This window comes from Brevibacterium luteolum (assembly GCF_013004595.1).
Classification (GTDB): Bacteria; Actinomycetota; Actinomycetes; order Actinomycetales; family Brevibacteriaceae; genus Brevibacterium; species Brevibacterium luteolum.
Genome location: NZ_JABEMC010000016.1, coordinates 1 through 9,227, shown reverse-complemented (window position 1 = coordinate 9,227; position 9,227 = coordinate 1). Strand labels below are relative to the sequence as shown.

Annotated in this window: 8 protein-coding genes and 1 pseudogene; 2 read left to right on the top strand and 7 right to left on the bottom strand. The window is 62.9% G+C overall.

The window, feature by feature from the left end:
* Nucleotides 1-116 precede the first annotated feature (116 nt).
* The 4 genes and pseudogenes from HLA91_RS13570 to HLA91_RS13555 form a co-directional block, all read right to left on the bottom strand.
* On the bottom strand, nt 117-527 hold the full coding sequence (locus HLA91_RS13570) for a reverse transcriptase family protein (protein ID WP_170275117.1): 411 nt from the start codon (nt 525-527) through the stop codon (nt 117-119).
* Nucleotides 528-1,104: 577 nt separating this feature from the next.
* A pseudogene (locus HLA91_RS13565) lies at nt 1,105-1,548 on the bottom strand (transposase family protein); the annotation flags it as partial.
* Nucleotides 1,539-1,841 carry a transposase gene (locus HLA91_RS14310; RefSeq protein WP_170275115.1) on the bottom strand — a complete coding sequence of 101 codons (303 nt, stop codon included), beginning with the start codon at nt 1,839-1,841 and terminating at the stop codon, nt 1,539-1,541. The pseudogene HLA91_RS13565 and the gene HLA91_RS14310, both read right to left, overlap by 10 nt.
* 49 nt (nt 1,842-1,890) lie before the next feature.
* The gene (locus HLA91_RS13555; protein ID WP_170275114.1) at nt 1,891-2,163 is read right to left on the bottom strand and encodes a helix-turn-helix domain-containing protein; all 273 of its coding nucleotides are present in this window, start codon (nt 2,161-2,163) and stop codon (nt 1,891-1,893) included.
* Between the two features lie 302 nt (nt 2,164-2,465).
* On the opposite strand from HLA91_RS13555, the gene HLA91_RS13550 reads away from it, so the two are divergent.
* A protein-coding gene (locus HLA91_RS13550; RefSeq protein WP_239557109.1) for an IS3 family transposase occupies nt 2,466-3,697 on the top strand; the annotation gives its coding sequence in 2 pieces (ribosomal slippage) (nt 2,466-2,754 and nt 2,754-3,697; 1,233 coding nt in all).
* A gap of 79 nt (nt 3,698-3,776) precedes the next feature.
* Here the strand turns inward: HLA91_RS13550 and HLA91_RS13545 are convergent.
* The gene (locus HLA91_RS13545) at nt 3,777-5,954 is read right to left on the bottom strand and encodes a YhgE/Pip domain-containing protein (RefSeq protein WP_170275113.1); all 2,178 of its coding nucleotides are present in this window, start codon (nt 5,952-5,954) and stop codon (nt 3,777-3,779) included.
* Nucleotides 5,955-5,993: 39 nt separating this feature from the next.
* Complete coding sequence (locus HLA91_RS13540) at nt 5,994-6,839, bottom strand: ATP-binding cassette domain-containing protein (protein ID WP_239557108.1); 846 nt, start codon at nt 6,837-6,839, stop codon at nt 5,994-5,996.
* A gap of 468 nt (nt 6,840-7,307) precedes the next feature.
* Here HLA91_RS13540 and HLA91_RS13535 point away from each other — a divergent pair, with 468 nt between their 5' ends.
* Nucleotides 7,308-7,559 carry a TDT family transporter gene (locus HLA91_RS13535; protein ID WP_137319614.1) on the top strand — a complete coding sequence of 84 codons (252 nt, stop codon included), beginning with the start codon at nt 7,308-7,310 and terminating at the stop codon, nt 7,557-7,559.
* Nucleotides 7,560-7,603: 44 nt separating this feature from the next.
* Here the strand turns inward: HLA91_RS13535 and HLA91_RS13530 are convergent, their stop codons facing one another.
* Nucleotides 7,604-8,947 carry an IS256 family transposase gene (locus HLA91_RS13530; protein ID WP_239557308.1) on the bottom strand — a complete coding sequence of 448 codons (1,344 nt, stop codon included), beginning with the start codon at nt 8,945-8,947 and terminating at the stop codon, nt 7,604-7,606.
* Nucleotides 8,948-9,227: the final 280 nt, after the last annotated feature.

The window sequence follows — 9,227 nt, the reverse complement described above, 5'->3', positions numbered from 1 at the left end:
CCTATCACCGCAAGCGTCGGCAACGGCGTTTGGGTAAACTGACCCCGGTTGAATACGAGCTTGTTCATCACAAGGCCGTCGCTCTGGCGGCGTAAACCCCGGAGTCAACCAAACCTTCAGCAGTCCCCCAGTTTCAGGGAGGCCTGAACGATCCGGTCCGTCATCGTCGGAATCCCCAAGCTACGGACCTTGCCGTTGCCCTTCGGGATCGACTTCTGACGCACCCGTTCCGGGACGAACTCGCCGTTCTTGACGCTCTCGCGCAGATCGGCGAGCATCCCCGACACTCGGTCCGGGGTGACGGATCGCGGCGCGATCCCATCGACTCCAGCAGTGCGGCCTCCCTTGTTTCCCGCCACCCGATTCCACGCCGCGGCGAGGAACGCGGGGTCATAGACCAGATTGAACACATCATCGAAACGACGAGCAGGATCGCCCGTCGCCCATCGGTGCAGTTTCGTCTGCATAGTCAGTACCCGCGCCCACGCCTCCGATGTGTCGGCAGGCCACGGAACATCCGCATTCACGGCTGTGCCTCCTTTTCTGCTTCTGTCACTGCGATCACACTGGACCCCTTCGCCATGTGACCGGCTTTCCCGGCCTCGGACTACTACAGGCCCTCCGCCCCACCCCGGCCCGATCAGCAGACCGTGCACTCAGCCGAGGAAATCGTCGCTGGCTGCGACGGTGCCCCGGCGGAACCGGGATGGTTCCCACGTTCACTTCCGAACCTTTCGACGGGATCGGCACCCAGTTATGCCCCAGCATCCTCGCCACGACTACGCCGCAGTCATTCACCGTGGCCTCCCGACCGGCGACATCACCCAGCCCAGGAGTTCTCCCCACCACCGAAGCGGCGAGGGTGCGCGATGCAACCCGACCCACATCCACCAGGTTGGAGTCGGTGGTCTTCAATTGAGGGGCTTTCAGCCACTGGTTCCTATCCGTATGCCTCTCCGTCTCGCTAGCCGAGCCCGCACCATCTGGCAGTACTGATACGACTCGTCGTTGTCGAGGACTGCTCCACCCGCCGCATTCACGCCAACACGGCAGATCGTCCTCCAGCTATCACACGCCTGCTGCGACAGACGCGAAGCGGTGTCCTTTCACCACCGCAAGGTCCAGAAGCGCCTCGTGGCGCTCGATGTCGGTCAACCACAACTCGTTTATTGCCGAGGATGAGAAGTCGCGTTCGACGAGGTCATCACACACCGGCGGGCCAGGCTTCTTACCGTGTTTCCGGGCTCGTTTGATCGTGTGGGAGAACAGTTCCTGCTGCGAGCATAATCGCCACACACGACGTTCTGACGCCTCGTGCCCGGACGCCTGGAGTTCATCTGCGATGAACCGGTGCCCGAATTCCGGGTCGTCCATGTGCACGTCGTAGGCGGCATTGATCACGTGCGCTTCGTCCCAGTCCCGAGTCGAGACCGGATTTGCACACCACTTGTAGAACCCCTGCTTCGTAAAGCCGAGCACCCGACAGGTCACCGCCACCGGTACTCCGGTGGAAGCAAGGTCGCGGACCAGCGGGTACATCATTTTGGGTGGTTGCCACCAAGTTTCAGATTCGCTTGCGAGAGATACGCTGCAGCCTCGCGGAGAATTTTGTTCTCTCGTTCAAGTTCCCTGATGCGCTTCAGCGCTGCCGCTTGAGCGCGTGACTCGTCGGGCTCGGTCGCGGGCTCGAGTCCGTGGTCGCGTAGCCGTGAGTCACGCACCCAGGCTTGCAGGGCTGATTTCGAGATCCCGAGATCAGCGCACACCTGCCTCTGGGACATTCCGTCGCCTACGAGATCGAGCGCTGACTGCTTGAACTCATCGGTGTAGATCTTGGGCATGACCTCTCACCTTCCTGGAATTTATCCAGTCGTGAAGTCAACCAAACCTTCAGCAGTCCCCTGCACCGTTTTCGCTGCCTGTAGCCATCAGCTCATCACGCAGGTTGATGATCCGTTCCCGGACTGCTTCACAGGTGGTGATCGGCCGGCTGTGCGGGGCGGTACTGCGCGGCTGCACGCCGCTAGGCCCGAATGCTTGATAGCGGGCAATGAGCTGATAGATCCACTGCCGGGAGACACCGAACTTCTTCGCCGCTGCCGCAACGCTCACCCCGTGATCGATAACAGATCGGACAATGACCAGATTCTTATGATTGCGCATGCTCTGACCATGCCGAGACTGTCAACGATGTCCCGAGACACCTGTCAACTATCACCTCCGGCGAAGTGTCAAGGATGTCCCGAGACACCTGTCAACTATCACTCGCGTTCAACCAGGCCGCAGAGTGTCAACTATGTCGTGAGACCGGACACCCTTAGCTCCACAAGTGTGAAGTCTCGGGACATCGTTCACTCGATGTCCCGAGATTTCTTTTTGTTTTGGGGGTGATGTCTCGCGTCATCGTTCCGGGTTGAACCGTCCTGGGTTTCGTTCCGATCTACGTGATCGAGGAGGATTGGAACATGGCCAAGTCGTATACCCCGCAGTTCAAGGAGCGGGCGCTGCGGGTGATGCAGGACCATCGCCGCATTGAGGAGACCTCGGAATGGACAGCGGCGACTGCCGTCGGGGAGAAGCTGGGCGTCTCGCCGCATACTTTGCGGGGATGGTCGAAGCAGGCCCGCCGTGACGCCGGTGTCGAAGAAGGTCCTACGAGCGCGGACCTCGAGGAACTCAAGCGGTTGCGCCGCGAGGTCAAGGAGCTCAAACGCGCGAACGAGATCCTCAAGACCGCGTCAGCGTTTTTCGCCGCGGAGCTCGACCGTCCCACGACGAAATGATCCGGTTCATCGACACGTTCCGGGGTCGTTTCGGGGTCGAGTTCATCTGTCGCGTCCTGGGCGCGACGGCGTGTGGGTTCATCACCTCCCGTGGCTACCGGGCAGCGAAATCCCGGAAGCCCGCAGCTCGCGCCATTCGCGATGGTCTTCTCGTCGAGGAGGTCAAGCGGCTCCATGCTGCGAACTACGGCGTCTACGGGGTGCGGAAGATGTGGCACGCGATGCGCCGAGCCGGGTGGGATATCGGCCGGGACCAGACAGCGAGGCTCATGCGCGTGGCCGGCGTGACAGGGGTCGTGCGCGGTCGGAAGCCGCGTACGACGGTGCCGGCCCGTGTGCCGGATCAGCGTCCGGATTTGGTGATGCGGGACTTCAAAGCGCCGGCGCCGAACCGTCTGTGGGTCGCTGACATCACCTACGTGCGGACCTCGTGCGGATTCGTCTACACCGCATTCGTCATCGACGCGTATAGCCGCCGCATCGTCGGGTGGGCGACGCGGTCGTCGATGACGACTGAGGCGCTGTCGCTGGAGGCTTTGGAGCATGCGCTGAACACTGCCCGCGGTGGTGCTGAGCAGCTAGTCCACCACTCTGACAGAGGCTCGCAGTATGTTGCCGTGGCCTACACCGAGCGACTCGCTGACGCGGGTATCCGGCCGTCTGTGGGGAGTGTAGGAGACAGCTATGACAATGCACTGGCTGAGACGGTCAACGGGCTGTACAAGACTGAGCTGATCTACTCGCAGCCGGCGTGGGCTGGGCTGACCGAGGTGGAGTTCGCGACGATGAACTGGGTGCACTGGTGGAACACCGGCCGGCTGCATGAAGGACTCGGACATCGGACCCCGGCCGAGGTCGAAGCTAAGCATTTTGAAACCGTGGCAAGACAAGTCGATACTTTAACTGCCGTCTAGGAATGAAACCCAGGACGGTTCAGTCCCGCGACAACTCTGCAGCCCGAACCCCAAGGCACGACCCCGCACCCGGCCCGGCCTACAGCTGCAGGCTCGGGTGGAGCTGAGTGAGAGTGACCATACGCTTGCGACTGCAGACCACGGTTGTGGCGACCAGGGGGATTGCAGTCATCAGCAGCAGCACCACTGCCGCCTGCACGGCGATGAACATGTCGCCGCCGGCGACCAGGGTCCGCAGGCCCTTGACCGCGTGCGTCATCGGCAGGAACGGCGAGATGATCTGGAAGATCTTCGGTGCCGTCTCCACCGGATAGGTTCCGCCTGCCGAAGCGATCTGCAGCATCAGCAGGACCAGGGCGATCAGTCTGCCGACACCGCCCAAGGCCGCGACACACAACTGGTGCACGGAGTGGAAACACGCCGCCGCGAGCATCGAGAACAGCACCGTCCACAGCCACGCTCCGGCCGAGAAGTCCAAGGTGAATGCGAGGATCGCATAGAGAACTGCGACTTGAGCGATACCGAAGAGCAGCCCGGGAACGTAGCCGGCCCAGGCGATGCGCGACGAAGTCGCCGATGAGAACAGCGCCCGATATGGAATGGCGTTGATGACCATATAGGTGATCATTCCGCCGATCCACAGGGCCAAGGAGACGAAGAACGCGGACAGTCCCTCGCCATAGGCGTCGACCGCGTTGTCCTTGACTTTGTCTGCATCGACGGGAACAGCCACGACATTCGAACGGTTCTCCCGGTCCTTCTTGTCATAGGTCGGGATCTGCTCAAGTCCCTTCTGCAGACCATCGGCGAGTTCGCCGGAGCCGTCAACGAGTTTGCCCGCGCCCTTGTCGAGTTCGGTCGACCCGTCAACGAGCTGTTCCGAACCGTCCTTGAGATCACCGGCTCCGTCCTTGGCCTTCGCCGTGCCGTCCTTGAGCTGGACGGCACCGTCATGGAGGTCCCCGACACCTTTGGCGAGCTTTCCCGCACCTGTGTCGAGCTTGATCAGCCCGGAGTGGAGGTCGTCGGCACCGGTCGCGACCTCCTGCGCTCCGTCGTCGAGCTGACCGATCTTCTTATCCGCCGTGCGGATCTCGTCCATCACCCCGTCGACCGCGTCGGTCAGCTTGTCCTCGAGGTTCTTGGCCTTATCCTTGGCATCGGAGGCGCGCTGGTGCGCGGAATCGAGGTCCTCGCCGAGGCCGTCGGCCTCCTCGGCGAGTTTCTTGACGTTCGGGTCGTCCGGATAGTCCTCCTGCAGCTGCTTGATCCGGTCGTCCATATCCCCTCGCACGGTGGTTCGAGCATCGTCGAAGTCCCCTTCGGCGCGCTCGAGCTCGGGGCGGGCCCCATCGACGACGTCATCGGCCTTTCGTTTGACGTCCTCGGCCTTCCTCGTGGCCTCGTCGGCGGTATCACGCAGCTCCGAGGTGCCGTCGGCGACCTGTCCTGCGCCGTCGGCGAGTTTCTTCGAACCGTTCTTCGCCTCTGTGGTGGATTTCGCCAGGGTGTCGGCACCGTCGGCAAGGTCGCCGCTGCCTTTCTTCAGTTCACCTGCGCCCTTATCGAGGTCGTTGAGCCCGGTCTGCAGGGTTCCGATGCCCTTGTCGAGCTTCGTCGTCCCACCGACGAGTTCGCTGGTACCGTCGTGGAGTTGGTCTGCTCCGTCGTGCAGTTCGGCCGCACCGTCTGCAGCCTTCTCCGTCTCGGAGTGGATATCGTTGAATCCGAGATACACCTGGTTGACGTACTCGGCGGTCGTCGTCTTACTCAGTCCGTCCTTGATCTCGGAGAGGATGGTCCCGGCCATCTGCCCGACGATGAAGTTGTGGGCGTCGTCGGTGCGCAGCCGCAGCCCTGCCTGCTCCGGATGGTCACCGCCGGTCGACACGAGCATCTCGGAGAAGTCCGAGGGGATCTCGAGGACCGCGAAGTACTTCCCTTTAGCCAGCCCCTCGTCGGCTTCTTTCTGGCTGGTCTCCTGCCAGTCGAATCCGCCTTCGCCCTTCGGCGTGAGCTCGTCAACGAGTTCCTGACCGGCGTCGAGCTTCTCTCCGTCCGACTCGGGCTTCTCGGCGCCGGTATCCTCGTTGACGATCGCTGCCTGCAGCTTGTCGAGGTGCCCGGCCGGGTCCCAATTCGAGGCCAGGTAGAGCCCACCGTAGATCGACGGGATGACGATGATGACGATCATCGCCAAGCGCGTGATCGTGTGGCGTTTGAATCGTGAGAGTTCTAACCAGGGCAGGGAGAACATTCGGGAATCTCCTCGGATTCGTATACGTGGGCAGGAAGTTCAGTGTTTGGACCCGCGATGAGCGGGAGGGTGGGGCGGCAGTTCGAGTTCGACAATCGACGGCTCCGCGCGGGAGCCGAGCGACCTGGTGGCGATGTCGAGTTCGCTCGAGTCCTCGCAGGAGACGATGACCGTGAGCAGGTCCTCGGGATCCCGTGATCTGCGCAGCTGCTGGTAGATGAGGATCCCGGCCCAAGCACGGGCTCGGTCGGCGGATTCGCGCAGGTAGTCGATGTTGTCGATGACGACGACGGGTTGGCGGCTGAGACTCGCCAGCCCGAGTTCGAGGAAGAATTTCTGCAGCTCACTCAGCTCAGAGACGAATACCTCTCCGTCATCGTCGATGAGGAAGTCCGCGCGCTGGGCGTCCTGCTTCGAGAACGTCCCCGGCGGGAGTTCGTCAATGATCTCCTTGGCCGTGGTGAAGGTGTCCCGAATGAGACCGATGACCTCACGCAGGGTCGATTTCGACGCCCACGGCTTGTACCAGGGCTGGAGCATGATCTGTCGTTCTGCGACGTGCTGTGCAACCGTGAAATCGTCCTCAAGGTCCGTCAGCCCGCCGATATGTCCGACCGCAACCTGCCCGCGCACGGTGCGGGCCTGCTTGCGGATATCGATATCGCCGAGGCGGCCCTCCCCCTCGGAGACCCGCATCCTTCCTGCCAAGGACAGGAGGAGAGAGGTCTTCCCGCTGCCAGCGGGACCACGGACGACAGCGATGGCACCGGTCGGCACCTCGAGGTCGATATCGGTGAACACATCGCCCTGTTTGCCGGACAGCGACCAACCGCGCACCGCGACCGCTGGCGCGTCGATGTCGGTGTCCTCGGCGAGAGTGTTCATCGTGCTCTCCATAGCCATCGCTCCCAATCGTCTGTGCCTTCGTCGCTCCGGTCAGTGCCGAAGAATTCTGCACCGCGCAGGTGACTGCAGAATACGCCACTACCGGCACGTGGGGGGGGTGCGCAACGGGCGACTCCATGCGAAATTACCCATTGGTAACTCCAATGAATTCTCTCATGAAAATAGTGGGAGAGTGACCCGAGAAGACCCAGTTGTCACGAATTGCACATCGGTTTCCTGCACAGAGTCCGTGCGGTCTTTCGATGGGACCGCGGCGCCCTCTAGATGGCCGGGACCGTAAGGCGATTTCAGGGGTAGGGTCGCACTACCGAAGACGTCGATGTCCCTTGACACACGGCGACGAGAATGAGAAGCGAATGAGCACGGCCGATCGCAATCCCACCGGAATGCACAGACGGTGGGGGCTGAGCCCGTCGACGCTGGGCCTCGGTGATGGCGACCGGCGTCATGTCGATCGGCGCCGAGGGAATCTGGCGACATGCCGTCCACACGCTGCCGATGACCTTTTCGGCCGGACTGTGGAGCATGGTCTTCCTGCTGGGCATGCGAACGGCGGCGAGCATGCATCTGGGCCGCCCGGGTCGTGTGCCGGCGATCGAACTGGTCGGCCAGCACTGGTTCTGGATCGGACCAGCGGTCTGGGCGATGGTCTTCGACACCATGGTCACCTCATTCGTCAGAGCCCTCCGCAGTCGCTGATCGGTGGGCTTGTCAATCCCTGTGTGTAAGGGGTGTGACGGGGGTTACAGGTAGGGTTCGATTCGTTCGGGGTAGACGAGGGCGAGTTGGCCGAGGGCGGCCTTCCAGTTCGTGGTTACCGATCCTTCGATGAGGCGTCCGGGGGCTCGGCGTTCAGCGGCGGGTAGGCCGCGTTCCTTCTCGCGCTCCCGGGCTCGCTTGTCCTCGATGTTGCAGATCGCCAGCCACAGCAGCTTGACCACGGCGGCGTCGTTGGGGAAGTGGCCGCGGTTCTTGGTGACCTTGCGCAGCTGGTAGTTCAGCGACTCAATCGCGTTCGTCGTGTAGATGACGCGGCGTAGCTCGGGCGGGAGGGCCAGGAACGGGATGAACCGCTCCCAGGCCGCCCGGAACGTCCGCGCCGCGGCGGGGTACTTCGTGCCCCAGGGGCCGGCCTCGAATGCCTCCAGCGCCTCCAGAGCCGCGTCCTCGCTGGCGGCGGTGTAGATCGGCTTCAGCGCCGTGGCGACGGCCTTGCGGTCCCCGTAGGACACGAACCGCATCGCGGCGCGGATCAGGTGGACCACGCAGGTCTGCACGGTGGCCAGCGGCCAGGTCGCCTCGATCGCCTCGGGGAAGCCGGTCAGCCCGTCGCAGCACACGATCAGCACGTCGCGCACCCCGCGGTTGGCGAGGTCCGCGCAGACCTGGGCCCAGAACTTCGCGCCCTCGTGGGTCTGGACCCAGATCCCCAGGACGTGCTTGATGCCGTCCATGTCCACGCCGACGGCGATGTGGGCGGCCTTGTTGACCACGTGAGAGCCGTCCTTGACCTTGACCATGATCGCGTCGAGGTAGATCACCGGGTACAGCGACTCCAGCGGACGGCGCTGCCACGCGAGGACCTCCTCGGCGATGGAGTCCACGACCTTGCCGATCGTCTCGTGACTCACGTCCACCCCGACCGTGGAGGCTAGGTGGTGGGAGATGTCGCGCAGCGTCATCCCGCCGGCGTACAGCGAGATGATCATCCCGTCGACCCCGTCCAGGCGGCGCTGACCCTTGCCTACCAGCATCGGGGTGAAGGTCCCGGCCCGATCGCGCGGGATCGCGAGCTCGATGTCCCCGACCTCGCTCGTCACGGTCTTGGCGTAGTGCCCGTTACGGGAGTTCGGGTGGTCGGCGGCGTCGACCGCGCCCTTCTCATAGCCCACGTGCTCACTCAGCTCGGCCTCCAGGCTCCGCTCCAGGGCGGCCTTGAGCATCCCGCCCAGCACCCCGCCGTCTCCGGTCAGCGGTTCACCGGCATCGATCCGGGCGAAGACCTCATCCAGGGCTCCGGTGGTCTTGAGCTCGGCCGCGAGCTCGGCCTGCTTTCTACGACGCTCAGCGCGCTCCTCGGCGCTCATCTTCGGCATGGCGTCAATCGTCACAGTGTGTCTCCTTCAGGGGGTGGTGCCACACCCCTTACACACACCATTTGACAGGCCCCCCGGCCGAGGTCGAAGCTAAGCATTTTGAAACCGTGGCAAGACAAGTCGATACTTTAACTGCCGTCTAGGTGTACTTCCTCGGGAGGTTGTGATCGGGATTTGAGGTGAAAGAAGACCTCCGATATCGAAGTGGGTAACCACACTCACTCGAACCGGAGGTCTTCCATGACTCACCGTAATGCACCGATGACCGTCG

Excerpts from the sequence above, each read along its gene's own strand:
- HLA91_RS13535 (WP_137319614.1), top strand. The coding sequence starts at position 7,308 with ATGTCGATCGGCGCCGAGGGAATCTGGCGACATGCCGTCCACACGCTG.
- HLA91_RS13530 (WP_239557308.1), bottom strand. The coding sequence starts at position 8,947 with ATGAGCGCCGAGGAGCGCGCTGAGCGTCGTAGAAAGCAGGCCGAGCTC.
- HLA91_RS13555 (WP_170275114.1), bottom strand. The coding sequence starts at position 2,163 with ATGCGCAATCATAAGAATCTGGTCATTGTCCGATCTGTTATCGATCAC.
- HLA91_RS14310 (WP_170275115.1), bottom strand. The coding sequence starts at position 1,841 with ATGCCCAAGATCTACACCGATGAGTTCAAGCAGTCAGCGCTCGATCTC.
- HLA91_RS13545 (WP_170275113.1), bottom strand. The coding sequence starts at position 5,954 with ATGTTCTCCCTGCCCTGGTTAGAACTCTCACGATTCAAACGCCACACG.
- HLA91_RS13540 (WP_239557108.1), bottom strand. The coding sequence starts at position 6,839 with ATGAACACTCTCGCCGAGGACACCGACATCGACGCGCCAGCGGTCGCG.